This window comes from Azospirillum agricola (genome assembly GCF_017876095.1).
GTDB lineage: Bacteria > Pseudomonadota > Alphaproteobacteria > Azospirillales > Azospirillaceae > Azospirillum > Azospirillum agricola.
In genome coordinates, this window is sequence record NZ_JAGINM010000009.1 from 23,586 (window position 1) to 49,732 (window position 26,147).

The following is a 26,147-nucleotide window of genomic DNA, read 5'->3' on the forward strand; positions in this document are numbered from 1 at the left end:
CATGGCGGACGCGACGATCATCGACGGCAAGGCCTACGCCGCCGGCCTGCGGGCGCGGGTGGCGGAGGGCGTGGCGGCGCTGAAGGCCAGCCACGGCGTCACCCCCGGTCTGGCCGTGGTGCTGGTGGGCGAGGATCCGGCGAGCCAGGTCTATGTCCGCTCCAAGGAGCGGGCGCTGGTCGAGCTGGGCATGAACAGCTTCGACCATCACGAATCGCCCGACATGGCCGAAGCCGACCTGCTGGCGCTGATCGACCGGCTGAACGCCGACCCGGCGGTGCACGGCATCCTCGTCCAGCTGCCGCTGCCCAGGCACATCGACAGCCAGAAGGTGCTGGCCCGCATCGCGCCGGAAAAGGACGCCGACGGCTTCCACGTCGTCAACGCAGGGCTGCTCGCCACCGGCCAGCCGGGCGCCATCGTGCCCTGCACGCCGCTGGGCAGCCTGCTGCTGATCCGCGACACGCTGGGCCGCGATCTGAAGGGCAAGCGGGCGCTGGTGCTCGGCCGCTCCAACATCGTCGGCAAGCCGATGGCGCAGCTGCTGCTCCAGGCCGACTGCACGGTGACGATGGCCCATTCCCGCACCGCCGATCTGCCGGAGGAATGCCGCCGCGCCGACATCCTCGTCGCCGCCGTCGGCCGTCCGGAAATGGTGCGCGGCGACTGGATCAAGCCCGGCGCCACCGTCATCGACGTCGGCATCAACCGCGTGCCCGGTTCGGAAGCCGGCAAGACCCGGCTGGTCGGCGACATCGCCTTCGACGAGGCGGTCAAGGTCGCCGGCGCCATCACCCCGGTGCCGGGCGGCGTCGGGCCGATGACCATCGCCTGCCTGATGCTGAACACGCTGGCCGCCGCCTGCCGCGCCGCCGGCGCTCCCGTGCCCGAAGAGGCCGCCCTTTGATCACCGTCCACGCCCGCGTCGACGGCCGCGTCGTCCGCCAGCCCCTGGCGCTGGACGAGCCCCTGCCGGCCGACGCGGTGTGGATCGACCTGCTGCGCCCGGACGAGGCGGAGCGCGCCCGCGTCGGCGCGCTGACCGGCTGCGACCTGCCGACGCGCGAGGAGATGAAGGAGATCGAGGCGTCGAGCCAGCTCTACACCGAGGGCGACGGCGTCTACATGACCTCGCCCATCATCTCGCGCGCCACCTCGCCCCACCCGGAGCAGGGCGAGCTGACCTTCGTGCTGACGCCGCGCCACCTGATCACGCTGCGCTACACCGAGCCGCTGCCGGTCATCACCTTCGCCGCCCGCAGCGTCCGCCAGCCGGAGCTGCTGGCCTCGGCGGAAAGCGCGCTGTTCGGTCTGCTCGACGCGGTGATCGACCGGGTCGCCGACGTGCTGGAGCTGGTCGGCGGCCGCATCGACGAGCTGTCGGCCCGCATCTTCGACGATTCGCTCGACGGCGGCGGCTTCGGCAAGGCGGCCAAGAAGCCGGACGAGTTGCAGGACGTGCTGCGCGGCATCGGGCGCGCCGGCGATTTGACCCACAAGGTGCGCGACAGCCTCGCCGGCCTCGACCGGCTGGTGGTGTTCCTGACCTCGGTCAGCGGCGGCCGGATGAACAAGGACCAGAAGACCGCGCTGAAGACGATGACGCGCGACTTGCGCTCCCTGAACGAGCACGCCGGCTTCCTGGCGCACGAGGCGAACTTCCTGCTCGACGCCACGCTGGGCCTGATCAACATCGAGCAGAACGCCATCATCAAGATCTTCTCGGTCGTCGCCGTGGCGCTGATGCCGCCGACGCTGATCGCGTCCGCCTACGGCATGAACTTCAAGCACATGCCGGAGCTGGACTGGGAGTTCGGCTACCCGATGGCGCTGGGGCTGATGGTGCTGTCGGCGGTTTTGCCCCTCTGGTACTTCCGCCGGCGCGGCTGGCTCTGACGCAAGGGAACATCGCCGATGATCGTCCTGCCCGACTCCGCCCTTGACGCGCTGCTGGCCCAGGACGTTCCCCACGGCGACCTGACCACCGACTCGCTCGGCATCGGCGGACGGCCCGCCACCATGCGTTTCGCCGCGCGCGGCGCCATGGTGCTGGCCGGGACCGAGGAGGCCGCCCGGCTGGTCGAGAAGGCCGGCGGGCGGGTCCTCCGCTTTTCCCCCAGCGGCACGGCCGTGGAGGCCGGAACGGTCTTCCTGGAGGCGGACGGCCCGGCCGGCGCGCTGCACCGCGCCTGGAAGGTGGCGCAGACGCTGGTCGAATACGCTTCCGGCATCGCCACCCGCGCCCGCCGGATCGTCGAGGCCGCGCCCGGTGTGACCGTCGCCTGCACCCGCAAGAACTTCCCCGGCGCCAAGGACATCAGCGTCAAGGCGGTGATGGCCGGCGGCGCCGTGATGCACCGGATGGGCCTGTCGGAAACCCTGCTGGTCTTCCCCGAGCACCGCGCCTTCCTGCCCGGCCCGCCCGAGGCCCCGGCAGCCGCGTGGATCGCCGAGCTGCGCCGCAGGGCCCCGGAAAAGAAGATCGTCGTCGAAGCCGATTCCGTCGAGGCGGCCATCGCCCTGGCCGAGGCCGGCGCCGACGTGATCCAGTTGGAGAAGCTGCCGCCCGAGGCCGCCCACGCGGTGATCGGGGCGACGCGCCACCTCACCCCCGCCCCGGCCGTCGCCCCGGCCGGCGGGGTGACCGAGGCCAACGCCGCCGCCTACGCCGCCGCCGGCTGCCGCCTGCTGGTGACGTCGGCGCCCTACTTCGGGCAACCCGCCGACGTCAAGGTGACGCTGCAACCGGCGTAGAGATTTCCCTCGAAAAGAGATATTCCGAACAATTCCACACCCATCACCCCAATTCATGGGTTTTTCCGCCACTTCCGCGCGCTCTAGAACAGGAGGCCGGACGGGATGACGGGTTGCGCGCCATCCCCGCCGCTCGCGGGGAACTTCGGGAATCCGCGCATCCTCGAAGTTCCCGGCCCCGATGCTGGAGATCGCCATGCCTCCCGTGACCGTCAGAACAGCGTTCGCCATCCCCCTTGTCCTGTCCGCTCTCGCGCTGCCCGCCCTTGCAACCGCACCGTCCGGCGCGGCGGCGAGCGGGTGTTCGTCGCTCCTCTATGGCTCCGACCTGCTCGGCCGGATGTACAACGTCAAGACCGGCAAGGTCGCGAGCGCCGATTCCGTGACCGGCATCCAGCTGTTCGACCTGAAGTGCCAGAGCACGAATTCCGCGACGCTCTATGGAACCACCTACGCCTACCCGGCCAGCCTGACGCTGACGCCGTCCGCCCAGACCACGGTGAACGACGCGGTTCAGTCGACCTACAGCTACGACGAGATCGACAACAATTTCGAGGTCGATCTCGGCGTGCAAGGGGTGTCCTCCACCTTCAGCGCCGAACTCGACGCCAGCGTCGCCCTGTCGTCCACCCATTCCGTCGCCACCTCCTACGTGCAGGCGAACGCCGGATCGGTCCTGGAATCCTACCGTCTGGCTCTGCCGGCGGGGGCGGCGGGACTGCGCGATCTGCTGATTCCCGGCGTCAAGGCCGACATCGACACGATGGAGCCGAACGCCCTGGTCGGCAAATACGGCACCCACTTCCTGAATTCGTCCGTCTTCGGGGGCCGCTGGCTGTTCTCCCAAAGCATCTCCAACTCCCAGACGACCGACACCCAGAGCATCGAAGGGGCGGTCCAGGCGAATTACAACGCCTACAGCGCCAACGTCTCGGCGGGGCAATCCACCAAGGACTACGACAGCAACACCCAGACGGCCGCCGTTTTCGTCGCGATCGGCGGGGCGCCCATCGCCGGCCAGACGACGCTGAGCCAATGGGCCGCCACCGTTCCCGGCAATTTCGGCCTGATCCAGTTCGACCGCCAGTCGGGCACCGCCTCCCTGCTGCCCCTGTCGGTGCTGGCGACGACCGCCCAGCGCGCCTCGGAGATCAACCAGGCGATCGTCGCCGCCCTTCAGCCCCCCCAGTTCAGCTTCTACAATCTGGTGTGGGACAACAGCGGCATCCCCACCACGATCGTCGGCGAGAAGAGCTACCAGCTGACCGACGTCGGCAAGATCATCGTCGGCATCGCCCTGAACGTCGAAGACAACAACGTCAGCCACATGGCCGTGCAGACCCGCGATCTCAACAGCGGAGACACCGCCTGGGTGGACGTCGAGGGGCGCCCCTTCAACCAGAACTCCTACGAGGCGATCTACAGCCTGGAAGACACCGGAAAGGGGCTCGCCGCGGTGGGCTACTGCTTCAGCGCCGACAAGAACGTCCCCAACACGATCGGGCTCTACCACCGCGCGGTGAACGCGACGAAGGACACGAGCGGCTTCCTTCAGGGCGACGTCGCTCTCGGCTACAACAAGGGTCCGAACTGCGAGCAATCCTTCAACCCCGGCAACGGCGCCCAGAAGGTTCTCGTCGGCATCGGCATCATCGTCCACGACAACGCCGTCGGCATCGTCAACGCCAGCTTCGCCCCGCTGAAGGCCTCGCCGGCCACGGTGCCGTCCGGCGCCGCCCCGCGCAGCCAGGAACCAGCGGCCGGGAAGACGGCAGCCGGGAAGATGGCGGCCAGCCGATAGCCTCCCGCGTCTGCGGAAACGGAACCGCCGGCCGGTCGTCCCGGCCGGCGGTTCGCTTTCCCGATGCGGCGCTACTCCGCCGCCAGACCGCCGCCCAGCTCGATCCGCACCTCGACGACGCCGGGCTCGTCCATGTTCTCCTTGCGGACGAAGCCCAGCGCGCGGCACATGCCCAGCATGTTGGTGTTCTCGCGCAGAACCTCGCCGTAGACCTCCCTGATGCCGCGCGAGCGGGCGTAGTCGAGGATCTTGTTCATCAGGATGTAGCCGAGCCCCTGCCCCTTCATGTCGGAGCGCACCATCACCGCGTATTCGGCGCGGCGGTTGTCGGGGTCGGCGTTGATGCGCACCACGCCGTACATGATGGTGTCGCCGGTCTCCGGGTCGGGGCCGACGGCGATCAGTCCCATCTCGCGGTCGTAATCGATCTGGGTCAGCCGCGCCGCCGCCTGGTGCGACAGCCGCTTCAGCGGCGCGAAGAAGCGCAGCCGCAGATCCTCGGCCGTCTGGTTCTCCACCAGATGATGCACCAGCGGCTCGTCCTCCGGCAGGATCGGGCGGACGACGAACTGCCGCCCGTCCTTGATGGTGATGCGGTCCTCCAGCGCCTTCGGGTAGGGGCGGATCGCCAGCCGGTTGGCCCCGGCCAGCGCCGGCACGCCCACCTTGATGCGGGCGTCGAGCGCCAGCACCCCGTCGGCGTCGGCCAGCAGCGGGTTGATGTCCAGCTCGGCGATCTCCGGGAAATCGACGATGAGCTGCGACAGCTTGTTCAGCGTCAGCGCCACCGCGTCGAGATCGACCGCCGCCCGCGAGCGGTAGCCCTGCAACTGCTTCCAGATGCGGGTGCGGCCCATCAGGTCGGCGGCCAGCTTCATGTTCAGCGGCGGCAGGGCGAGCGCGTAATCCTCCACCACCTCGACCCCGATGCCGCCCTCGCCGAACAGCAGGACCGGGCCGAACATCTCGTTCTCGGTCATGCCGACGATCAGCTCGTAGGCGTCGGGACGGACGGCCATCTCCTGGACGGTGAAGCCCTCGATGCGCGCGTCCGGCGCCAGTTCGTGCACGCGGGCGAGCATCGCCTCGGCCGCCGCCCGCACCTCCTCCGGAGTCGTGAGCCCCAGCGCCACGCCGCCGACGTCCGACTTGTGGGCGATGTCGTGCGAGAGGATCTTCAGCGCGATGGGGCCGCCGATGACGCGGGCCGCGGCGGCGGCGTCCTCCGGAGTCTCGGCGACGCGGGTGTCGACCACCGGGATGCCGTAGGCGGCCAGCACGCGCTTGGCCTCGTACTCGCTGAGCCAGTCGCGCTTTTCCGCCATGGCGCGGGCGATCACCCGCTTCACCGTGATGCCGTCGGGCTGGAAATCCTCGGCCACCGACGGCGGCGTCTCCATCAGCAGCTCCTGGCTGCGCCGGTAGCGCACCAGATGCATGAAGGCACGCACCGCGTTGGACGGCCCGTCGTAGGTCGGAATGCGGTTGGCGGCGAAGAGCTGGCGGGCGTCGGCCGCCGATTCGTCGCCGATCCAGCTGGTCAGCACCGGGTGGCGGCGCGCCTTGTTGGCCAGCACGGTGTCGGTGACGGCCTTGGCGATGGCGGCGCTGTCGGTCAGGGCCGACGGGCAGTGCAGCACCAGCACCGCGTCGTTGCTGCCGTCCTGCATCAGCGCGTTCAGCGCGTCGGCGTAGCGCTTGGGCGTGGCGTCGGCGCCGATGCGCAGCGGGTTGCCGCGCGGCCCTCCGCCGGGATTCGCCCCCAGCACCGCGGTCAGCGCCTCCTGCGTCTCGGCGGACAGGGTGGCGAGGCGGCCGCGGGCGTGGATCAGCTTGTCGGTCGCCATGACCCCCATGCCGCCGCCGTTGGTCAGGATGGCCAGCCGGTCGCCGGTGATCGGCACGCCGGTGCCCAGCGTCCCGGCGGCGTCGAACAGCTCGGCCAGATCGTTGACGCGCAGCACGCCGGCCCGGCGGAACACCGCGTCGTAGACGGCGTCCGACACCGCCAGCGCCCCGGTGTGGGAGGTCGCCGCCTCCTGCGCCTCGTCGGAGCGGCCGGCCTTGATGACGATGACCGGCTTCTGGCGGGCGGCGGAGCGCGCCGCCGACATGAATTTGCGGGCGTGGCTGATGCTCTCGATGTAGAGCAGGATGGCGCGCACGGTGACGTCGGAGGCCAGATAGTCGAGCAGATCGCCGAAATCCACGTCGCCACGGTCGCCCAGCGACACCAGATGCGAAAAGCCGATGCCGCGCGAGGTCGCCCAGTCGGCGATCGAGGTCACGACCATCGAGGACTGCGCCACCAGCGCGACGTCGCCCTTCTTGGGCGCCACCGGGCCGAAGCTGGCGTTCAGGCCGCGCCCCGGCACCATGGCGCCGAGGCTGTTCGGCCCCAGCACCCGCATCAGATAGGGCTTGGCGGCGTCGAGCATCGCCTGCGTCTGCTCGGCGTTCATCCCGCCGGTCATGACGATGGCGGCCTTGGTGCCGCGCTTGCCCAACGCGTCGATGGTCGCCACCACCTTGTCGGCCGGGGTGCAGATCACGCCGAGGTCGGGGGTGATCGGCAGGCCGTCCACCGTCTTGTAGGTCAGCACGCCCTCGACGGCGCGCTCGGTCGCGTTGACCGGCATCACCGGCCCGTCGAATCCGGCCTGGAACAGGTTGCGGGCGACCACCGCCCCCACCGTTCCCGGCTTGCGGCTGGCCCCGATCAGCGCGATCGAGGCGGGTTTGAACAGCTTGTCGAGGTTGCGAACGGTCATGACCCGGCCCGGTGCAGGAGAATTCGCCAGAGGCGCAGCATAGCGCGCCCGATCGGCGGTTTTGATGACGAACAGCGGCGGGCCGGACTTTCTTCCGTCCCATTTGCTGCGGCGCAACATTAAGGGTTGGTATGACCATCGGACAAGGGGGCGTTTCGTCGCGCGTCGCCAAAGGCACAAAATTGGCGTGGCAGCCTTGCACGGACGCTCCTCCGGCCGCAGGTTTGAAGGCTTGACGCTCTTGAAACCGGAAATGGCAAAAGGGAGGACACGGGCATGAAGGTCGGAATCGTCGGAGCGGGCTTCGTCGGCAGCACCGCCGCCTTCGCGATGGTCACCATGGGGGCGGCCAGCGAGATCGTGCTGGTCGACGCCAACGACGCGCTGGCCCAGGCCCAGGCCCAGGACATCGCCCACGCCGTTCCCTTCGCCCGCGCGGTCGCCGTCCAGGCCGGGCCCTACGCGGCGCTGGAGGGTGCCGGCGTGGTGGTGCTGTCGGCCGGCGTCGCCCAGAAGCCGGGCGAAACCCGGCTCGACCTGCTGGAGCGCAACGCCCGCGTCTTCGCCGAGGTGATTCCCGCCGTTCTCGCCGCCGCCCCCGACACGGTGCTGCTGATCGCGACCAACCCGGTCGACGTGATGACGCAGATCGCCACCCGCATCAGCGGCCTGCCGCGCCACCGGGTGATCGGCTCCGGCACCGTGCTGGACACCGCGCGCTTCCGCGCCCTGCTGGCCCGCAAGCTGGGGGTGACGCCGAAATCGGTCCACGCCCATGTCGTCGGCGAACATGGCGACTCGGAGGTGCTGCTGTGGTCCGGCGCCATGGTCGCCGGCGTGCCGGTGGAACGCGCCGCCGACCAGCTCGGCCGCCCCCTGACCGCCGGGGACCGCGCCGACATCGACGAGGGGGTGCGCCGCGCCGCCTACCGCATCATCAACGGCAAGGGCCACACGGCCTTCGGCATCGGCGGCGGGCTGGCCCGTCTGGTCGCCGCCATCGCCGGCGACGAGCGCATGGTGACGACCTGCGCCATGCTGAACGACAACGTCGTCGGCGTGCCCGAGGTGGTGCTGTCGCTGCCCCGGATCGTCGGGGCCGGCGGGGTGCTCGACACCATCCTGCCCGATCTCGCCCCCGACGAGGAAACCGCCCTGCGGCGCAGCGCCGACATCCTCAAGGAGGCGGCGGACGGGGTGGAGCGGCGGATGGGCTGGAAGGCCTGACGGCCGGTTCCGCGAACCGGAGAACGGTCGCTGGCGTCTAGTCGGCGGCCATCGGAACGAGGATGAGCCTGCCGATCAGCTCGGTCTTCGTCGAGGCGTGCTGGATATCGTAGCCGACCGGTTGGCCATCCTCCCCGTAATCCAGCATCACGTCCGGCTCGATCTCGACCGTCCGTCTGGAGGGAAGCGGCCGGACCTCGATGTGGAGGCTGTCGGTGCTTGGATCGTAACGTGTCTTCATGGCGTGTATTGGTCGTCCGGAAAGGCGTTGTGAACCGTCACGCCATCGGACAATAGCGCGACCCGCAAAAAGCGGCCGAGCGTTTCCGAATACCCATGGAGCCGGACACGGCCGTCGGGCTGCACGATCCGCGCTTCCGGTCGTGCAACGATGCGCTTGATTTCGATGGGATCCAGATCCGGCCGGCGCGGCAGCACATCGAACGCGAAATAGCGGGCGCGCCAGAATGGGGGCGGAGGCAGACGCTCGGGATCGGTCATGCTCACTCCGCGCCCTGTTCCCGGCCAAGCCGGAAGCCCCTTCCCCCACCGGCGGCGGAGGAAGGGGGAAAACAGCGGCTCGTCGATCAGACGATGACGCCGGGCTTGCCCTTGTTGGCGGCCGCGGCGCGGGCCAGACCTTCCTCGATCTTCTTGGCGGCCTCCTCGGCGTCGCCCCAGCGCAGGACCTTCACCCACTTGCCCTTCTCGAGATCCTTGTAGTGCTCGAAGAAGTGGGCGATCTGCTCGGTCAGGATGCTCGGCAGGTCGGTGTAGTTCTTCACGTCGCTGTAGAAGGGGTGCAGCTTGTCGACCGGAACGGCCAGCAGCTTCTCGTCCTCGCCGCCCTCGTCCTCCATGTACAGGACGCCGATCGGGCGCGAGCGCAGCACGGCGCCGGGGATGACCGGGGTGCGGCCGACGACGCAGACGTCCACCGGGTCGCCGTCGCCCGACAGGGTGTGCGGGATGAAGCCGTAGTTGCAGGGATAGAACATCGCCGTGTGCAGGAAGCGGTCGACGAACATCGCGCCCGATTCCTTGTCGACCTCGTACTTCACCGGGTCGCCGCCCACGGGGATCTCGATGACGACGTTCACATCCCAGGGCGCGTTCTTGCCCACGGCAACCTTGCTCAGATCCATAATCTCTCGTCCTTCGACTGGCGTAACGGGGCGTGTTCTTGTTCGGCGCCGATGCCGATGACCCAAGGCATGATGCCCCAAGGGCTCATGCCCCAGAGGCTCATGCCAGGACCGCACCGGCGCCGCGCGCGGCCGGAGTGTAGGCGAGAAGCGTGCGCAAGGCCAAGGCACTTGCGCGGCCTATTGCGCAGATGCGGCAAAGCGGCAACCTTGCGGGCATGACCCGGCTTCTCTTCTCCCTCGCGCTGCTCCTGCTGGCCGGCCCGGCCGCCGCGGACACCACCGGCCCCACCCATGGGATCGCGATGCACGGCGACCTCCGGCTGCCGCCGGGCTTCGCGGCGCTGCCCTACGTCAACCCGGCGGCGCCCAAGGGCGGCACCATCCGGCAGGCCGTCACCGGCAGCTTCGACACGCTGAACCCGCACATCGTGAAGGGCGTGCCGGCGCTGGGTCTCGGGCTGACCTTCGAGAGCCTGCTGACCCGCTCGTGGGACGAGCCCTTCTCGCTCTACGGCCTGCTGGCCGAAAGCCTGGAGGTCGCCGACGACCGCTCGGCCGTCACCTTCCGCATCAACCCGAAGGCGCGCTGGCACGACGGCACCCCGGTGACCGCCGACGACGTGCTGTTCTCGCTGGCGGTGCAGCGTGCCCACGGCACGCCGAACCGCCGCCTGTTCTACGCCAAGGTGACGACGGCGGAGGCGCCCGACCCGCGCACCGTGCGCTTCGCCTTCGCCGCCAACCCGGACGGCACGATCGACCGCGAGATGCCCCTGCTCATGGGGCTGATGCCGATCCATTCCAAGGCGTGGTGGGGCGACCGGCCGTTCGACCGCACCACCCTGGAGCCGATTCCGGGCAGCGGCCCCTACCGGGTGGCCTCGGTCGATCCCGGCCGCCGCATCACCTACGAGCGGGTGCCCGACTATTGGGGACGCGACCTGCCGATCCGGCTCGGCCAGTTCAACGCCGACCGGCTCGACTATGTCTATTACCGCGACGACTCGGTGGCGCTGGAGGCGTTCAAGGCCGGCGAGGGCGACGTGCGGCGCGAGATCGACCCGGCCAAATGGGCGACCGGCTACGACGGCCCGGCGCTGCGCGACGGCCGCATCCTGCGCGAGGAACTGCCGCACCGGCGCCCCGACTTCGCGCGCGGCCTGATCTTCAACACCCGCCGGCCGCTGTTCGCCGACGTCCGCGTGCGCCGGGCGCTGGGGATGGCGACCGACTTCGCCTGGATGGGACGGACCCTGTTCCACGGCGTCCTGGCGCGGACCGCCAGCTATTACCCGAACTCCGAGCTGGCCGCGCGGGGACTGCCCGAGGGGGAGGAGTTGCGCGTCCTCGCCGCCTTCGGCGACCGCTTGCCCCCGGAGCTGTTCACCCGGCCCTTCGCCCTGCCGCAAAGCGACGGCAGCGGCCCGGCGGGCTCGCGCGGCAACCTGCGCGAGGCGCTGCGGCTGCTGGCCGAGGCCGGTTGGCGGGTGCGCGACGGTCGGCTGACGGACTCCGGGGGCCGCCCCTTCGCCTTCGAGATCCTGCTGGCCGACCCGTCGGAGGAACGGATCGCGCTGGAGTTCGCCCGCTCGCTCGACCGGCTGGGGATCGCCGCCTCGGTGCGGGCGGTGGACAGCGCGCAGTTCCAGGCGCGGCTGGAGCGCTTCGACTTCGACATGACGCTGCGCTGGTGGATCTCCAGCCTCTCGCCGGGCAACGAGCAGCTCTATTACTACGGCTCCGAAGCCGCCGGGCAGGAGGGCAGCCGCAACCTCGCCGGCATCCGCGACCCGGTGGTGGACGCCATCGCCCGCTCCATCGCCGAGGCGACGACCCGCGCCGATCTGGTGGCGCGGGTGCGGGCGCTCGACCGGGTGCTGTCGTGGGGGCACTACATGGTGCCGCTGTTCCACAGCCCGGTGGACCGCCTGGCCCACTGGACCCGGCTGAAGCGGCCGGAGACGACGCCGCTCTACGGCCCGCTGATCGAGACCTGGTGGGTGGAGGACGGGCGGTAGGGGCAGGTGGCAGCCAAGAAAAAACCCCGCCGCGACCGCGACGGGGTTCCTTCGACGGGCCTGACCGCTCAGCGGCTCAGAGCGACGCCTCGAGCCACTGGATCAGCGCGCCCTTGGGCAGCGCGCCGATCTTGGTGGCGGCGACGTTGCCGTTCTTGAACAGCATCAGCGTCGGGATGCCGCGCACGCCATACTTGGTCGGGGTGCCGGGGTTCTCGTCGATGTTCAGCTTGGCAACCGTCACCTTGCCCTCGAACGAAACGGCGATGTCTTCCAGCGCCGGAGCGATCATCTTGCAGGGGCCGCACCATTCCGCCCAGAAATCGACCAGGACCGGGCCGGGGGCCTGGAGAACGTCCTGCTCGAAGTTGTCGTCGGTAACCTTGATGGTGGTGCTCATGTGACCTCTTGCCTGAATTCAGGGCCTTCGCCGGCCGCGAGCGCGGGGAGGCGAGGCATGGCCCTGTCCGTGGAATTGAGCAAAATGTAGGGCGGACCTGACGTGCCGGTCAAGTGACCCCATCTTTCGGGTCAGCCGCCGGCCCCGGCCGCGACCCCGGCCAATCCCGGAACGCCGGCCGCGTCGAGAAGTTCCGCCGGCAGTTCCATGGCGAACGGCCCGTCGGTCCACAACAGCACGCAGCGCACGCCCATGCCCGGATAGACCGCCTCCAGCGCCGCCCGGTAGGCGGCCATCTGGCGGCGGTAAACCGCTGGAACATCATCCAAAACCCGTGGCGGCGGACGGTTCGTCTTGTAATCGACGATCCACACCGTGTCTCCGCGAATCGTCAGCCGGTCGATGCGGCCGGCGATGGTCCGGTTGCCGACGACGCCGACCAGCGGCACCTCGGCCCGCGATCCCGCGCCGAACAGGTGCGCGAAGTCCGCATGGCTCAGCACCGCCAGCGTCTCGCGCGCGATGGCGTCCTGCTGCCCGGCGTCGAGCTTGTGGGCCGGGCGGGCGAGGAAGCGGCGGCAGGCGGCCTCCCGCGCGGCCTCCTCCAGCTCGGGCAGGGTCTGCAACAGCCGGTGCACCAGCAGCCCGCGCTTGAAGCGCTGGCCGTCGTCGGCGCCGAGCGGCGAGCGGACCGCCGGTTCCTCCCCGTCGGGGCGCGACGGGGTGAGCGGGCGCGACGGCTCCGGCTCGACCGGGGCCGGCGCGGTCAGCCAGGACGGCGCGCCATGGTCGGCGGCGGCGTCCTCCTCGGCGACGCAACGGGGCGGAACGGCGGTCTGCGGGCCGGCCAGACGCCAGCCGGGGCCGCTCCAGCCCTCCGGCCCGTGGTGGGTGAAGTCGAAGTCCTGCGGCACGCCGCTGTCGCTCAAGGCCGCCTCGACCAGCTTGTACCAGCAGCCCTCCGGCGGCTCGCGCTTGCCCTGGTAGCCGCAGACGTAGAGCCGGTCCTCGGCGCGGGTCAGCGCGACGTAGAGCAGGCGGCGGTATTCCTGGTCGCGCCGCCGGTTGGCCCGCGACCGCGCCTCGGCGCTCAGCGAATCCTCCTGGGTGCGGCGGGCGGCGAAGAGCGGCACCGGGCAGTCGTCGTCCGGCCACAGGATCGGCGGGCTCTGGGTCGGGTTGCCCAGCGTGTCGGGCAGGAAGACGATGGGCGCCTGCAAGCCCTTGGAGCCGTGCACCGTCATGATCCGCACGGTGCCGCCGCCCTGGTCCAGCTCGCGCTTGATCTCCGCCTCGCTGGCCGCCAGCCAGGCCAGGAAATTCTGCAACGAGGGCGGCTCGGTCTTCTCGAAGGCGAGGCACACCGCCAGGAATTCGTCGAGCGGGTCCTGGGCGTCGGGGCCGAGCCGTTTCAGGATGGCGCGCCGCCCCGACCGGGTGTCGGCCGGACAGGGCCGGTTGAGCAGCCCGGCGAACAGCTCGTAGGGAGCGGAGAAGTCGGTGCGCGCCAGCAGGTCGCCGAGGTAGCGCCGCGCCGGCCGCACGTCCGGGTCGGTCTCGGCCGCCGCCACCAGCGCGCGCCACAGCGTGCCGCGCCGGCCGTGCGCCAGCCGGAACAGCTCCTCCTCGGTCAACCCGATCAGCGGCCCCTTCAGCACGGTGGCGAGCGTCAGGTCGTCGTCGGGCAGCAACAGGAAATCGGCCAGCGCCATCAGATCCATGACGGCGAGCTGCTCGGTCAGCACCATGCGGTCGACGCCGGCCACCGGCACGCCGCGGTCCTTCAGCGCGCGGACCAGCTCGGTGACGAAGCCGGTGCGGCGGCGCACCAGCACCATCACGTCGCCGGGGCGCACCGGGCGGCCCTTGGCCTCCAGCAGCTCGCCGCGCTCCAGCCAGCCGCCGACCGTGCCGGCGATGATTGCGGCGAGCCGGGCCGACGGCGAATCGGCGGCCTCGCGCGCCACCGGCGGCGCCCAGGCCGGCGTCTCCATCGCCTCGGCGGGTTTGACCGGCGGCCACAGCTCGACCAGCCCGGCCTGCCCGCGCCGGAACGCGCGGTGGCGGATCACCGGGCTTGCGGCGGACGCCACGCCGTCGCGGGCAGCCTCGCTGGCGAAGACGGCGTCCACCGCCTCCAGCACGGCGGCGGTCGAGCGGAAGGAGATGTCGAGATCGACCGCCGCCCACACCCGCTCCGCCGCCTCGGCGCGCTCCTGGAAATGGCGGCGCATGCGGGCGAACTCGGCCGGATCGGCGCGCTGGAAGCTGAAGATCGACTGCTTCTCGTCGCCCACCGCGAAGACGGTGCGGGTGGTGGCGTCCCCGGCGCTCGCCGCCAGTTCGCTGAAGAACTCCCCGGCGATGGCGGCGACGATCTCCCACTGGTCGGGGTTGGTGTCCTGCGCCTCGTCGATCAGGATGTGGTCGAGGCCGCCGTCCAGCTTGAACAGCACCCAGGGCACCGCCGGCACGCCGTTCCTGCCACGCAGCAGCGTCATCGCCGCCAGGATCAGGTCGTCGTAGTCGAGCAGCGCGCGGGCCGCCTTGCGGGCGCGGTAGCTCTCCAGCATGGCTTCTGCCAGCGTCAGCAGCGCCGAGGTGGAGGCGGCGACCCCGGCGGCCTTGACCTTGCCCGCCACCTCGACCAGCCGCTCGGCCTCCGCCTGGAGCCCGGCGAGCGCGACGGCGCTGCCGGCCGCCGCCTTCTTGGTGATCAGCGTCTTGCGCGGCGCGCCCTCGGCGGTCAGGTAGAGCCGCTGGTAGGCCTGGAACGCCCGGATGCGGCTGTCGGCGGCGTCGAGCCAGCCCTGGATGCCGATGCCGCGCTCCTGGTCGCTGGCGCTGCCGGCGGAGAGCGCCCGGCAGGCCTCGCGCAGGGTGGGCGCGTCGAAGACGTCGTCGCGGCAGGCGTCCGTGAGCAGCGACGCCTCGGTGGTGCCGGGCGCGACCTTGAGGGCGTCGTGGACCGCGCCGACGATGCCGTCCAGGCTGCCGAACCGCTCGAACAGGCGCTGGATGCGCCCGCGCTCCGAGGCCAGCTCGGCCAGCAGGTCGGCGAACTCCTCGGCGTTGAGGTCGGCGGTCAGCCGGTTCATGGCGCGGCCGAGCGGGCTGTCCGGCTCCATCCGGCCGGCGTGGAGGACCTGATCGCGGGCCTCGGTCAGCAGGCCGGCGGCGGTGCGCTCGTCCATCACCTCGAAATGCGGGGCGAGCCGGGCCTCCAGCGGGAAGCGGCGGAGCAGCGACTGGCAGAAGGCGTGGATCGTCTGGATCTTCATGCCGCCGGGGCAATCGACCACCTGGGCGAACAGGCGCCGGGCGTTGGTCCTGGTTTCCGGCGACGGGCGCTCGCCGCACAGGTCGGCCAGACGGTCCTCCAGATCGGCGTCGGGCAGCGTCGCCCACAGGCCCAGCGTGTTGTTGACGCGGATCGCCATCTCGGCCGCCGCCGCCTTGGTGAAGGTCAGGCAGAGGATGCGGGCGGGCGGCGTGCCGGCCAGCATCTGGCGCAGCACGCGGTCGGTCAGAACCTTGGTCTTGCCCGAGCCGGCCGAGGCCCCCACCCACACCGAGGAGGCCGGGTCGGAGGCGCGGCGCTGGGCGACGTTGGGGTCGAGGGGCAGCGTGCGGGCGGAGGTGTCGGTCGTCATGCTCATCGCTGGATCCTCACCCTTCCCCGCCGTCGCCGCCGGCCGACCATTCCTGGATGCGGGCCAGATGCGCGTAATCGGTGTAGCGCGGCGCCATCGCCGGGCGCGGGCAGGAGCGGTAGGGGGTGGACGGGTCGTCGAACTGGCGGATCAGCTCCTCCAGCCCGGCGCGCGCCTCGGCGGCCAGCGTGGCGGGGTCGCCCTTGACCGGCTTTTCCTCGCCGGCCGGATCACCGCCGGCCAGACGCCAGAAGCTCAGCTCGGCGACGGCGCCCGCGTCGATGCCGTTGAAACCGCCGGCCTCGGCGATGGCGGCCTCCAGCGGCAATTGCGGGGCGAAGCCCAGCTCGATCTCGCGGGTCGAGGGCGGGGTGCCGGTCTTGTAGTCGATCACCACCAGCCCGTCCGGCCCCCTGTCGATGCGGTCGGCCTTGGCGGTCAGGGTGAAGGGGCCGCCGGGACCCTGGAGGGTCAGCGTGCCCGTCACCTCGGTCGCCAGCGTGCGCAGGCGCGGGCGGCGCTCGCGCTCCAGCGCGACGAACCATTCGGCGACCCGCTCGAAGCGCGGCCACCAGAAGGCCCAGACGTCGGGGTGGCTGCGCAGCAGCGGCCCGAAGGCGTCGCGGCCCAGCGCGAGCAGGCGCGGCAGCGCGTCCGGCGGCAGCGGGCCGGGGAACTCGCGGACGAAGGCGTCGAGCGTGGCGTGGATGATCTGGCCGCGGTCGGCCGCGCCGGGATCGGCGGCGATGGGGTCGAGCTTGGACAGCCGCAGCACGTAGCGGGCGTAGACCGCGTAGGGATCGCGCATCCAGGTCTCGACCGCCGTCACCGACAGCTTGCGCGGGCGGGCGGCCAGCGGCGGGCGCGGCTCGGGCGGCAGCACCGGACGGACCTGCTCCGGCTCGTCCAGCCGCTGCGCCCAGGCCAGCCAGCGGGCGCCGCGCTCCTCAATGCGTCCGTGCAGGTTGAGCGCCTTCAGCACGGTGTCCAGCCGCAGCAGCCAGCGCGACGGCACGGTCGGCGTGCCCTCCACCCGCTCGGCGCGGGTCAGCACCACCTCGGGCGCGCCGCAGGCGTGGGCGAAATCGTGCGCCGACATGCCGACCAGCCGTTCCGGGCTGGGCAGGCCGAAATCGCGGCGCATCGGCCGCGACATCCAGGGATCGGCCGACGGGCTGGGCGGCCATGTCCCCTCGTTCAGCCCGCCGAGGATGGTGAGGTCGAGATGCTGGAGGCGGGCCTCCATCGGCCCCAGGATGGACAGGCGCGGGTGCAGGCCGAAGCGGGGGCGCACCGCCCGCGCGCTCATCAGCGCGTCGAGCAGCGCCGGGTAGTCGGTCGCCGGGATGGCCGGGAAATCCTCGACGGCGTTCAGCAGGTCGTGGACGAAGCGCGCCGCCTCCTCGCCGTCCTCCTGGCGCCACAGGCGCTTGGGCCCCTCGGTCTCGTGGTCGTCGGCCAGCGACTCGGCGAAGGCGACGTGGGCGCGCAGCAGGTCGGCCAGCGGCGCCTCGCCCTGCATGACCTGGAGGAAGGGGGCGGCCCGGCGCGACACATCGTCGAGCCAGCCGCGCAGGATGCCCTGCTGCTCCTCATGGTCGAAGCGGGTCGCCGCGTTCAGCGCCGCCGTCACCCCGGCGAAGCCCTCGGCCGGGCGCGGGCCGCGCAGGACGGTGCGTTCCAGCGCGCGGGCGGCGGCGCGGAAATCCGCCGAGTCGCGGCCGCCAGCCGCCATCGGGTGCTTGGCCAGCGCCAGCAGCGCCAGCGGGTGGACGCGGGTCGCCGCCAGCTCCGCCGTCATGCGCAGGTAGGTGCCGACGGCGGTGTGGGCGAGCGGCTGCCCCCCGGAGTCGTTCACCGCGATGCCCCAGCGGGCCAGCGCCATGGCGACGCGGCGTCCGAGGTTGCGGTCCGGCGTGATCAGCGCCGCCGTGCGGGTCGGGATCTCCAGCGCCTCGCGCATCAGCAGGGCGATGACCTGCGCCTCCTCCTCCGAGGTCGCGGCGTCGATGCGGGTCAGCCCGTCCAGCGCACTTGCGTCAAGTCCCTCCAACCCGCGCCAGCCCTCGGTGGTGGCGGCCGGGCGCAGGGCCTCGGCGATCAGGCGGGCGCGGGGGCCGCGCGGCTCCGGCGTGTCGGCCCAGGGGGCGACCTCGGCTCGGGTGACGCCCAGCGCGCGGATGAGCTGCGACAGGCCGTGCTGCGGGTGGGCCTCGTCGGTCTCGATGTGATCCCAGATGTCGTCGCCGGCCCGCTGGTCGAGGCCGGGCAGCACCACCATCCCCTGCGGCAGCCGGGCGATGACGCCGAGCAGGTCGGTCGCCGCCGCGATCGAGCCGGTGGAGCCGGCGGCGATCACCACCCCCTTGGGCGGCACCGCGCGCCACAGCGCGGCCTGCGCCTCCAGCGCGAGGTTGCGGCGGTGGGCCGGGTCGGTCTCGCTGGTGGAGGCGAGGAGGACGGGCCAGACCTCGGTAATGATGGTCAGGAACTTCAGCGTGGTCTGCCAATGCTCGGCGTAGTCGGCGGGGACCAGCGATTCCAAACGGTCGAAGGCGACGCGCTCGGTCCACACCGCGTCGATCAGCCGGCCGAGGTCGGCGCCCAGCCGCACCGCCTGCGCGGTGGTGGCGGCCATGCCGTCGGCGTGCAGGATCAGCCGGGCCAGCGTCATCTGCCGGTTGAGGCCGGAAATGGCGCCCGGCAGGTCGAGCGGCACCTCGGGCAGTTCGTCCTCGGTCAAGGCGAGGTCACCGGCGTCGAGTTCGCCGAGCGGGCTGAAGCGCGGCAGCAGCATCGGCCGGCCGCCCGAGCGCCGCAGGAACGCCTGTTGCAGCGAGCGGCAGGCGCGGCGGGTCGGCAGCAGGACGGTGACCTCGGCCAGCGCCAGCGGATCCTCCCCCACCCGCGCCACGATGCCCTCCGCCAGCGTGTCCACGAAGCGCGCGCCGGAGGGGATGCTGTAGACCTTGGGCGGGGGGAGGGTCATCGGGGGTCCGGAAAAGGGGTGGTCATGCGAAGTCTTGCCCCCACCCCGGCCCTCCCTCAGCACGGGCGGGGGAAGGAGGGGGGAGCCTTGTCGAAGTGCGGCGGCAGTCCCCTCCCCCGCGAGAGTGGGGGAGGGTCAGGGTGGGGGCAAGTGGAGCCCCCCTCCCCTCACATCAATGCGCGATGGCCCGCACGCCGCCGATGGCGAGCAGCTCCTCGGCCTCCTTCAGCCCGTCGGGCGTGCCGATGTGGAACCACAGCCCGTCATGGGCGAGGCCGAACAGCCGGCCCGCCTCCTGCGCGCGGTCCCAGATCAGGTTGGTGGAGAAGGCCCCGTCGGGGGTGGACCGGCCGAACAGCTCCGGCTTGACGATCTGCACGCCGGCGAAGACGAAGGGGGCGAGTTCCAGCTCGGCCCGGCGGGTCAGGCGGCCCAGCGGGTCCATGTGGTAGTCGCCGCGCCCCTCGTAGCCGACCGACCGGGTCGTCGCCATCAGCAGGAGCAGCGCGTCCATCGTCTCCGGGTCCCAGTGCCGGGCCAGCCGCCGCAGGGCGGGCGTCGGGCCGTCGAGCCACAGGATGTCGGCGTTCACCGTGTAGACGGGGGCGGAGCCCAGCAGCGGCAGCGCCTTCTTCACCCCGCCGCCGGTCTCCAGCAGTGTCGCCTCGGGCGACGGGACGATGGCCGGCGCGGTCCGGCCGACAAGGTGGTCCTCGATCATGCGGCCGAGATAGTGGTTGTTCACCACCGCCCTCTCCACCCCCGCCTCGGCCAGCCGGTCGAGCGCGTGGTCGAGCATCGGCTTGCCGAGGATCGGGATCAGCGGCTTCGGCCGGTCGAGCGTCAGCGGGCGCATGCGCAGCCCCTGGCCGGCGGCCAGAACCATAGCCGTCTTGGGAATCGGAACACTCGCGGTCATGTCAGGTCGTCTCCGGAACGACGAAATCGGCGCGGGTGCCCGGCGGCAGATGCCGGGCGAACCAGCCGGCGACCGGGGCAAGCTCCGGCTTGGCCAGTTGGGACTCCAGCAGACGCCAGACCCGCCCCAGATGGACGAGGTAGCCGCGCCGGCCCTTCAGGGCCAGCCGCACGAAGATGGCGAGGATCCGCGCGTGGCGCACCGCCCCCAGCACCGCCATGGAACGGCGGAAGGCCGCCGCGTCCAGTTCGGGGAAAGCCGCCAGATAGCGGGCGACCATCGCCTCGGCCAGCTCGGGCGCGACGTCGCGGCGGGCGTCCTCCAGCAGGGACACCAGATCATAGGCGACCGGTCCGTGGCCGGCGTTCTGGAAGTCGATCAGCCCGGCCGCCCGCACGCCGTCGCGCGGCAGCCGCAGGACGTTGTCGACGTGGTAGTCGCGCAGCAGCAGCGACGCCGGCCCGGCGCAGGCCGGCTCCACCACCGCCCGCCATAGCGTTTCGAATTCGGAACGATCCTTGTCCGACAGGGGAGAGCCGCAGGCCGCCGGGACATAGACGTCGGCGAACAGCATGGTCTGCTCGACGAACAGGGCGGCATCGTAGACCGGCAGCCCCAGCCGTTCCGACTCACCCACCGGCCAGGAGCGGTGCAGCGCGACCAGCGCGTCGGTCGCCAGCGCGTAGAGCGCTTCCGGATCGGCACCCTCCGCCAGCAGTCGGGTGAAGGTTTCGTCCCCGAAATCATCCTGCAAGGCGAGGCCGCGCCCGGTGTCCGCCGCGTGGATGGCCGGCACCGACAGGCCGATGCCGGCGAGCGCCTCGCCGATCGCCATGAAGGGCAGCAGATCTTCGTCCGGCACCGGCGTGTCCACCAGGATCAGGGTCGAGCCGTCCGGCGTTCCCAGCCGCTCGTAGCGGCGGGACGAGGCATCGCCGGCCAGCGGCGTCCGCGCCGCGCCGGCCAGACCGTTCCGGGCGAGGAAGCTCCGGATTTCGGCATCGCGTTCCGTCATGGTCACAGCGTCCAGTCGGCGGCGGCCAGCCGGGCCGCCAGGGCGCCATGGCCGGTCAGGACGGCGCGGCGGGCGTCGGGGCCGTCGTGGAACAGCTCGACCTCCACCCGGTCGGCGGGCAGCAGCGGCCCCAGCCGGTCGGGCCATTCGACCAGCGCCACCGCCTCGGCCCGCGCGTCGTCCCAGCCCAGCTCGATCACCTCGTCGGGACCGGACAGGCGGTAGAGGTCGAAGTGCCAGAGCGGCCCGATGCCGGTGTCGTAGGTCTGCACCAGCGTGAAGGTGGGGGACGGCACCTCGGCGTCGGGCTCCGTGACGCCGCGGATCAGGGCGCGCGACAGGGCGGTCTTGCCGGCGCCGAGGTCGCCGCGCAGGGCCACGAGGTCGCCCGGCCGCAGCAGGGCGCCGAGCCGCAGGGCCAACCGTCCGGTCGCGGCCTCATCCGGCAAGGAAAGGGTCTGGGAAAAAGGGGTGTCCGACATGGGCCGGATACTGAGCGAACGGACCCGCGACCCGCAACCGGAAAGCGGCGGGTGCCGCCGAGTGTCCCAGGCTGTGTCCCCGACCGTGTCTCAGGCGCCGACCTTGCGCCGCGCTCCGGCCGCCCCGGCCTTCGGCCCGTTGGCCCCAGCCTTCGGCCCGTTGGCGGCCAGCGGGGCGACCATGCGCGGGGCCTTCTGGAAATTCATGGTGATCATCAGCGTCAGCGCGCCGTTGATCAGGTGCAGCGCCTTGTCCGAGGCCACCGGCAGGGGGATGCGCCGGCCCATGCAATAGGCGACCATGGCCGCCGCGACCTCCGTCTCCGACAGCAGCAGCTCGCGGGACTCGCCGGCGTCGCTGACGATCGTCAGGATGGTCTCGACCCCGTTGCCATGGCGGTGGCTCACCCCCTTGACCGTCCCGGTGGGCAGCGGCTCGCGCAGTCGCTGGCGACGGTCGAGAACGGCCTTGATCACCTCCGGCTCGGTGAAGACCAGGCAACGCAGTTCCTTCATGGCGGCCTCCACCGCGGCTGGGGCCGGAAACGCGGCCCGGTCCATTGTCCGGCACGGGCGGCGCGCCGCACAACAAACAAATTTAGACAAATCCCGCCCAAACCCCGCGCCATACCCCGCGCCATACCCCGCGCCAGATCCTGCGACGCAACGCCGTCCCCGGCCCTTCCCGCCATCGCCACAGCCGGGTTGGGGTTGACCCGGCGGCGAAATGCGGACAATGGAAGGACTGTCGTTCCCCCGCACCCGGTTTCAAGGAATCGCCTTCCATGTCGCAGACCCCTCATCGCACCGACGTCGTCATCGTCGGGGCCGGCCCCGTCGGACTGTTCGCCGTGTTCGAATGCGGGATGCTGAAAATGCGCTGTCACGTCGTCGACGCGCTGGACATGGTGGGCGGGCAGTGCACGGCGCTCTATCCGGAGAAGCCGATCTACGACATCCCGGCGCACCCCTCGATCGAGGCCGCCGACCTGATCGACCGGCTGGCCGAGCAGGCCGCCCCCTTCGCGCCGACCTACCATCTGGGCCAGCAGGTCGTGAAGCTGACCCGCACCGACGAGGGGCGCTGGCTGGTCGAGACCAGCATCGGCACGCAAATCGACGCCCAGGCGGTGATCCTCGCCGCCGGCGCCGGCGCCTTCGGCCCCAACCGCCCGCCCCTGGAAGGGCTGGAGCAGTATGAGGGCCATGGCGTCCACTACATGGTCCGCCGCAAGCAGGATTTCGCCGGCAAGCGCGTGGTCATCGCCGGCGGCGGCGATTCGGCGGTCGACTGGACCCTGTCGCTGGCAGACGTCGCCGAGAAGGTCTACGTCGTCCACCGCCGGCCGAAGTTCCGCGCCGCGCCGGAAAGCGTCGCCCGCATGGACGCGCTGGCCCGCGAGGGACGCATCGAGATGGTGGTGCCCTACCAGCTCTCCGGCCTGGACGGGACGGACGGCACGCTTTCCGCCGTGCGGGTCGCCACGCTGGACGGCGAGGAAAAGGCTCTGCCGGCCGACGCGCTGCTGGCCTTCTTCGGCCTGTCGATGAATCTCGGCCCGATCGCCGACTGGGGCCTGAACCTGGAGCGCAGCCACATCGCCGTGTCGCAGCCCGGCTGCGCCACCAACACGCCCGGCATCTTCGCCATCGGCGACATCGCGACCTACCCCGGCAAGCTGAAGCTGATCCTCTGCGGCTTCGCCGAGGCGGCGCAGGCGGCCCACGCCATCCACCCGATGGTGCATCCGGGCGAGGCGCTGCATTTCGAGTACTCGACCTCGAAGGGCGTGCCGGGCGCCGCCTGACACCGCCCCCTGGAAGGCGCGGGCTGAAAACGGCACGGGCCGCCGGAGGGGGGATCCGGCGGCCCGCGTCTTGCGGCGACTCCTTGGGGGGCTTGGGAAATCAGCCGCCGCAAACCCGATCTGCGATCAGATCACCGCTGATACGTCAGCCGCCGCGCGACTCCTGCGGCTTGCCGTCGGGACCGGGGCGGCCGGGGCCGGGGCCATGGTCATGCCCCGGGCCGCCGTGATGCCCGCCATGCATCCCCTTGCCGCCCATGCGCGGACCGCCCTGGTTCAGCAGATGGTCGGCGGTCTTCTGCTGGTCCGGCGTCAGCTGGGCGTACAGCTCGGTCAGGGCCGGGCGCACGGTCTGGAGCTGCTGGAGATGGGCCTGCATCATCGTCTCGGCGCGCTCCAGGCGCTGCGGCAGGGCGGCCGGGCGCGGCTGGTCCTTGAACCTGACGCACAGGTCCTGGGTCGGCTTCAGGCTGGCCCGCGCGCTGTCGGCGAACTTGTTCCAGGCGGCGCGCTGCTGCTCGGTGATCTTCAGCTTCTTCTCGGCGAAGGCGAGCTTGCCGGCGAGCCGGGCGTCCTGGTCCTCGCACATGCGGCCGAAGTGACGGTCCGGCCCGCCCGGTCCGCCCATGGGGCCGCCCGGCTCGGGCTGGGCGAAGACCGGCAGGGCGAAGCCGAGGCCGGCGACCAGCATGGCGGAGGTCAGAAGGGCGCGTTTCATGTGGGAAACTCCTGGTTGGTTAGGAGGCGATCTCGTTGGGGTGCGGCGGCGCCGCGTTCCCGATGAGCCAGACAATGGGCCCCGAACTTTGCCGGACGATGTCCGCAAACCCGTCACTTGGTAACAGTGTGTAACCGCCGCCGCTCCCGTAACCGGCCGTTACACATTTCCCCTTCACCCCAAGGCCGTCGCGCCCGATCATGCGCGGCATGGACCGCATCCCCCACCTTCTGGTCGTCGACGACGACCGCGAGATCCGCTCGCTCGTGGCCCAGTTCCTGACCAGGCACGGCTTCCGTGTCACCGGGGTCAAGGACGGGGCGGAGATGATGCGCACGCTGGACGGCGCGCGCGTCGACCTGATCGTGCTCGACCTGATGCTGCCGGGGGAGGACGGGCTGTCGCTCTGCCGCCGGCTGCGGGCGTCGCCGCCGACCGCCCAGACGCCGGTCATCATGCTGACCGCCATGGGCGAGGAGACCGACCGCATCGTCGGGCTGGAGATGGGCGCCGACGATTATCTGGCGAAGCCCTTCAGCCCGCGCGAGCTGCTGGCCCGCATCAAGGCGGTGCTGCGCCGCGCCTCGGCCCCGCCGGTGGCCGGCACCAGCGCCGGGGGCGCGGTGCTGCGCTTCGAGGGCTGGTCGCTCGACGTCACCAAGCGCGAGCTGCGCTCGCCCGACGGGGCGCTGGTCCAGCTCTCGGCCGGGGAGTACGACCTGCTGGTCGCCTTCGCCGAGCATCCCCAGCGGGTGCTGAACCGCGACCAGCTCCTCGATCTGGCGCGCGGCCGCTCGGCGGTGCCCTTCGACCGCTCGGTCGATGTCCAGGTCAGCCGGCTGCGCCGCAAGATCGAGCCCGACCCGGCGGAGCCGACCCTGATCAAGACGGTGCGCGGCGGCGGCTATCTGTTCACGCCGTCGGTCGGTGTGGGATCGTGAGGCTCCGGCGCTTCGCCTTCCCCGACAGCATCGCCGCGCGCATGGTGCTGACCGTGGTGCTGGCGCTGTTCCTGACCCAGGGGATCAGCACGCTGGTCTATCTGACCGACCGCAGCGAGGGGCCGCCGATCCACGGGCCGGGCGTGCTGGTCCAGCGCGTCACCGCCATCGTGCAGCTCGTCGGCAGCACGCCCGCGGCCGACCGCGAGCGGCTGGTCAAGGCGATCGACGACCCGGTGCTGCGCGTCGAATGGCACCCCGACCAGCCGCCGGAGCTGAGCGACTACACCGGCGTGCGCTTCGACGGGTTGCGCCGCCGGCTGCGCGAGACGCTGAACATCCCGTCCCGCGCCATCGTCTTCGAGGTCGAGCGGCGCGACGGCGACAACCGCCACGAGGGGGGCCGCCACCGTCCGCCGCCGCCGCCCTTCGCCGGCGACGACGACCGGCGCTGGGGGCCGCACATCCGGCTGTCGATCCAGCTCGGCGACGGATCCTGGCTGACCTTCACCGGCGGCGACCCGCTGGAGGGACCGTTCCGCGTCATCCGCTTCGTGCTGTGGATGGGGGCGCTGGTCGCGGTGATCCTGGTCTCGTCGCTGTGGGCGGCCCGCCGCTTCACCGCGCCGCTGGCCGGCTTCGCCGCCGCCGCCGAGCGGCTGGGGGTGGACGCCGAGGCGCCGCCCCTGCCCGAGGCCGGCCCGCGCGAGCTGCGCGCCGCCACCCGCGCCTTCAACCGGATGCAGGCCCGCCTCGCCCGCTTCGTCGCCGACCGCACCCAGATGCTGGCGGCGATCAGCCACGACCTGCGCACGCCGCTGACCCGGCTGCGGCTGCGCGCCGAGCTGGTCGAGGATCCGGAGATGCAGCGCAAGATGCTGGCCGACCTCGACGAGATGGAGGCGATGATCGCCGCCACCATGGCCTTCGCCCGCGACGACGCCAAGCGCGAGCCGCGCGGCCGCCTCGACCTCGCCGACCTGTTGCAGAGCCTGTGCGACGACCGGGTGGATTCCGGCCACGACGCCGTCTACGACGGCCCGGCCCACGCGGTGGCGGAGGGGCGGCCGGTGGCGCTGCGCCGCGCCTTCGCCAACCTGATGGACAACGCCATCGCCTATGGCGGCGGCTTCGCCGTGCGGCTGGAGCCGGAGGAGGGGCAGTGCCGCGTCCATGTCGACGACCGCGGCCCCGGCATCCCGGAGGACGAGTTCGAGAAGGTCTTCGCCCCCTTCTACCGGCTGGAGCGCTCGCGCTCGCGCGACACCGGCGGGGTCGGGCTCGGGCTGTCGACGGCGCGGACGATCATCCGCGGCCATGGCGGCGACATCGCACTGGCCAACCGGCCGGAAGGCGGCCTGCGCGTGACGGTGACGCTGCCGCGCTAGAGCGGATCGCGCAAAACCGGAATCGGTTTGAAGCGTGAATCCGCTCGTCATCAAAAGGGTAGAGTTTCATGCGTTTCCTATTAAACGCATGAAACTCTGAAACGCCCGCTTCCCG

The 26,147-nt window shown here is 71.5% G+C and carries 21 protein-coding genes; 9 read left to right on the forward strand and 12 right to left on the reverse strand.

All coding sequences use genetic code 11. The features are described 5' to 3' along the window. The first annotated feature begins 1 nt into the window (after position 1). From folD to J2847_RS14925, 4 genes are all read left to right on the forward strand, one after another. Positions 2–907, forward strand: a complete 906-nt coding sequence (gene folD, locus J2847_RS14910) for a bifunctional methylenetetrahydrofolate dehydrogenase/methenyltetrahydrofolate cyclohydrolase FolD (RefSeq protein ID WP_209779729.1) — start codon at positions 2–4, stop codon at positions 905–907. After that, positions 904–1,896, forward strand: coding sequence for a magnesium transporter CorA family protein (locus tag J2847_RS14915; protein ID WP_209779730.1), 993 nt, complete (start codon positions 904–906; stop codon positions 1,894–1,896). Before folD ends, J2847_RS14915 begins: the two co-directional genes overlap by 4 nt. Before the next feature lie 18 nt (positions 1,897–1,914). Next, positions 1,915–2,754 carry a ModD protein gene (modD, locus tag J2847_RS14920; protein ID WP_209779731.1) on the forward strand — a complete coding sequence of 280 codons (840 nt, stop codon included), beginning with the start codon at positions 1,915–1,917 and terminating at the stop codon, positions 2,752–2,754. A 196-nt stretch (positions 2,755–2,950) separates the two neighbouring features. Continuing rightward, entirely contained in the window at positions 2,951–4,555 is a 1,605-nt protein-coding gene (locus tag J2847_RS14925) for an MAC/perforin domain-containing protein (protein WP_209779732.1), read from the forward strand. Between the two features lie 71 nt (positions 4,556–4,626). Here the strand turns inward: J2847_RS14925 and J2847_RS14930 are convergent, their stop codons facing one another. Then, complete coding sequence (locus J2847_RS14930; RefSeq protein ID WP_209779733.1) at positions 4,627–7,326, reverse strand: bifunctional acetate--CoA ligase family protein/GNAT family N-acetyltransferase; 2,700 nt, start codon at positions 7,324–7,326, stop codon at positions 4,627–4,629. Positions 7,327–7,602: 276 nt separating this feature from the next. Between J2847_RS14930 and J2847_RS14935 the strand changes: the two genes are divergently transcribed. Beyond that, entirely contained in the window at positions 7,603–8,553 is a 951-nt protein-coding gene (locus tag J2847_RS14935) for an L-lactate dehydrogenase (protein ID WP_209779734.1), read from the forward strand. 37 nt (positions 8,554–8,590) lie between these two features. Here J2847_RS14935 and J2847_RS14940 read toward each other — a convergent pair whose 3' ends face one another. From J2847_RS14940 to ppa, 3 genes are all read right to left on the reverse strand, one after another. After that, positions 8,591–8,794 (reverse strand): DUF2283 domain-containing protein, encoded by a 204-nt coding sequence (locus J2847_RS14940; protein WP_209779735.1) that lies wholly within the window; start codon positions 8,792–8,794, stop codon positions 8,591–8,593. After that, positions 8,791–9,054, reverse strand: a complete 264-nt coding sequence (locus J2847_RS14945) for a hypothetical protein (protein ID WP_209779736.1) — start codon at positions 9,052–9,054, stop codon at positions 8,791–8,793. The genes J2847_RS14940 and J2847_RS14945 overlap by 4 nt, the downstream gene beginning before the upstream one ends. An 86-nt stretch (positions 9,055–9,140) precedes the next feature. Further along, positions 9,141–9,698, reverse strand: a complete 558-nt coding sequence (ppa, locus tag J2847_RS14950; RefSeq protein WP_085555445.1) for an inorganic diphosphatase — start codon at positions 9,696–9,698, stop codon at positions 9,141–9,143. 218 nt (positions 9,699–9,916) lie between these two features. On the opposite strand from ppa, the gene J2847_RS14955 reads away from it, so the two are divergent. Then, positions 9,917–11,719 (forward strand): extracellular solute-binding protein, encoded by a 1,803-nt coding sequence (locus tag J2847_RS14955; RefSeq protein ID WP_209779737.1) that lies wholly within the window; start codon positions 9,917–9,919, stop codon positions 11,717–11,719. A gap of 76 nt (positions 11,720–11,795) precedes the next feature. On the opposite strand, the gene trxA is transcribed toward J2847_RS14955, so the two are convergent. The 7 genes from trxA to J2847_RS14990 form a co-directional block, all read right to left on the reverse strand. Beyond that, positions 11,796–12,119 (reverse strand): thioredoxin TrxA, encoded by a 324-nt coding sequence (gene trxA / locus J2847_RS14960; protein ID WP_085555446.1) that lies wholly within the window; start codon positions 12,117–12,119, stop codon positions 11,796–11,798. A gap of 131 nt (positions 12,120–12,250) precedes the next feature. After that, positions 12,251–15,778 (reverse strand): double-strand break repair helicase AddA, encoded by a 3,528-nt coding sequence (gene addA, locus J2847_RS14965; protein WP_209779738.1) that lies wholly within the window; start codon positions 15,776–15,778, stop codon positions 12,251–12,253. A 10-nt stretch (positions 15,779–15,788) separates the two neighbouring features. Continuing rightward, entirely contained in the window at positions 15,789–18,761 is a 2,973-nt protein-coding gene (addB, locus tag J2847_RS14970; RefSeq protein ID WP_209779739.1) for a double-strand break repair protein AddB, read from the reverse strand. A gap of 172 nt (positions 18,762–18,933) precedes the next feature. After that, complete coding sequence (locus J2847_RS14975) at positions 18,934–19,680, reverse strand: nucleotidyltransferase family protein (RefSeq protein ID WP_209779740.1); 747 nt, start codon at positions 19,678–19,680, stop codon at positions 18,934–18,936. A 1-nt stretch (position 19,681) separates the two neighbouring features. Beyond that, positions 19,682–20,695, reverse strand: coding sequence for an aminoglycoside phosphotransferase family protein (locus J2847_RS14980; protein ID WP_209779741.1), 1,014 nt, complete (start codon positions 20,693–20,695; stop codon positions 19,682–19,684). Between the two features lie 2 nt (positions 20,696–20,697). Continuing rightward, positions 20,698–21,177, reverse strand: coding sequence for a tRNA (adenosine(37)-N6)-threonylcarbamoyltransferase complex ATPase subunit type 1 TsaE (gene tsaE, locus J2847_RS14985; protein WP_209779742.1), 480 nt, complete (start codon positions 21,175–21,177; stop codon positions 20,698–20,700). A gap of 90 nt (positions 21,178–21,267) precedes the next feature. After that, a complete protein-coding gene (locus J2847_RS14990; RefSeq protein WP_209779743.1) occupies positions 21,268–21,693 on the reverse strand; it encodes a hypothetical protein in 426 nt (141 codons plus the stop codon). Positions 21,694–21,962: 269 nt separating this feature from the next. Between J2847_RS14990 and J2847_RS14995 the strand changes: the two genes are divergently transcribed. Then, a complete protein-coding gene (locus J2847_RS14995; RefSeq protein WP_209779744.1) occupies positions 21,963–22,985 on the forward strand; it encodes an NAD(P)/FAD-dependent oxidoreductase in 1,023 nt (340 codons plus the stop codon). Between the two features lie 145 nt (positions 22,986–23,130). Here J2847_RS14995 and J2847_RS15000 read toward each other — a convergent pair whose 3' ends face one another. Then, positions 23,131–23,703: a Spy/CpxP family protein refolding chaperone gene (locus J2847_RS15000; protein ID WP_209779745.1), complete on the reverse strand. Its 573-nt coding sequence runs from the start codon at positions 23,701–23,703 to the stop codon at positions 23,131–23,133. 209 nt (positions 23,704–23,912) lie between these two features. Between J2847_RS15000 and J2847_RS15005 the strand changes: the two genes are divergently transcribed. Then, positions 23,913–24,644, forward strand: coding sequence for a response regulator (locus tag J2847_RS15005; protein WP_209779746.1), 732 nt, complete (start codon positions 23,913–23,915; stop codon positions 24,642–24,644). Continuing rightward, a complete protein-coding gene (locus J2847_RS15010) occupies positions 24,641–26,032 on the forward strand; it encodes an ATP-binding protein (protein ID WP_325169415.1) in 1,392 nt (463 codons plus the stop codon). Before J2847_RS15005 ends, J2847_RS15010 begins: the two co-directional genes overlap by 4 nt. Positions 26,033–26,147: the final 115 nt, after the last annotated feature.

Bases quoted from the DNA above. Each gene is read 5' to 3' on its own strand.
- folD (WP_209779729.1), top strand. From the start codon at position 2: ATGGCGGACGCGACGATCATCGACGGCAAGGCCTACGCCGCCGGCCTG.
- modD (WP_209779731.1), top strand. From the start codon at position 1,915: ATGATCGTCCTGCCCGACTCCGCCCTTGACGCGCTGCTGGCCCAGGAC.
- J2847_RS14925 (WP_209779732.1), top strand. From the start codon at position 2,951: ATGCCTCCCGTGACCGTCAGAACAGCGTTCGCCATCCCCCTTGTCCTG.
- J2847_RS14930 (WP_209779733.1), bottom strand. From the start codon at position 7,326: ATGACCGTTCGCAACCTCGACAAGCTGTTCAAACCCGCCTCGATCGCG.
- J2847_RS14935 (WP_209779734.1), top strand. From the start codon at position 7,603: ATGAAGGTCGGAATCGTCGGAGCGGGCTTCGTCGGCAGCACCGCCGCC.
- J2847_RS14940 (WP_209779735.1), bottom strand. From the start codon at position 8,794: ATGAAGACACGTTACGATCCAAGCACCGACAGCCTCCACATCGAGGTC.
- J2847_RS14945 (WP_209779736.1), bottom strand. From the start codon at position 9,054: ATGACCGATCCCGAGCGTCTGCCTCCGCCCCCATTCTGGCGCGCCCGC.
- ppa (WP_085555445.1), bottom strand. From the start codon at position 9,698: ATGGATCTGAGCAAGGTTGCCGTGGGCAAGAACGCGCCCTGGGATGTG.
- J2847_RS14955 (WP_209779737.1), top strand. From the start codon at position 9,917: ATGACCCGGCTTCTCTTCTCCCTCGCGCTGCTCCTGCTGGCCGGCCCG.
- trxA (WP_085555446.1), bottom strand. From the start codon at position 12,119: ATGAGCACCACCATCAAGGTTACCGACGACAACTTCGAGCAGGACGTT.
- addA (WP_209779738.1), bottom strand. From the start codon at position 15,778: ATGAGCATGACGACCGACACCTCCGCCCGCACGCTGCCCCTCGACCCC.
- addB (WP_209779739.1), bottom strand. From the start codon at position 18,761: ATGACCCTCCCCCCGCCCAAGGTCTACAGCATCCCCTCCGGCGCGCGC.
- J2847_RS14975 (WP_209779740.1), bottom strand. From the start codon at position 19,680: ATGACCGCGAGTGTTCCGATTCCCAAGACGGCTATGGTTCTGGCCGCC.
- J2847_RS14980 (WP_209779741.1), bottom strand. From the start codon at position 20,695: ATGACGGAACGCGATGCCGAAATCCGGAGCTTCCTCGCCCGGAACGGT.
- tsaE (WP_209779742.1), bottom strand. From the start codon at position 21,177: ATGTCGGACACCCCTTTTTCCCAGACCCTTTCCTTGCCGGATGAGGCC.
- J2847_RS14990 (WP_209779743.1), bottom strand. From the start codon at position 21,693: ATGAAGGAACTGCGTTGCCTGGTCTTCACCGAGCCGGAGGTGATCAAG.
- J2847_RS14995 (WP_209779744.1), top strand. From the start codon at position 21,963: ATGTCGCAGACCCCTCATCGCACCGACGTCGTCATCGTCGGGGCCGGC.
- J2847_RS15000 (WP_209779745.1), bottom strand. From the start codon at position 23,703: ATGAAACGCGCCCTTCTGACCTCCGCCATGCTGGTCGCCGGCCTCGGC.
- J2847_RS15005 (WP_209779746.1), top strand. From the start codon at position 23,913: ATGGACCGCATCCCCCACCTTCTGGTCGTCGACGACGACCGCGAGATC.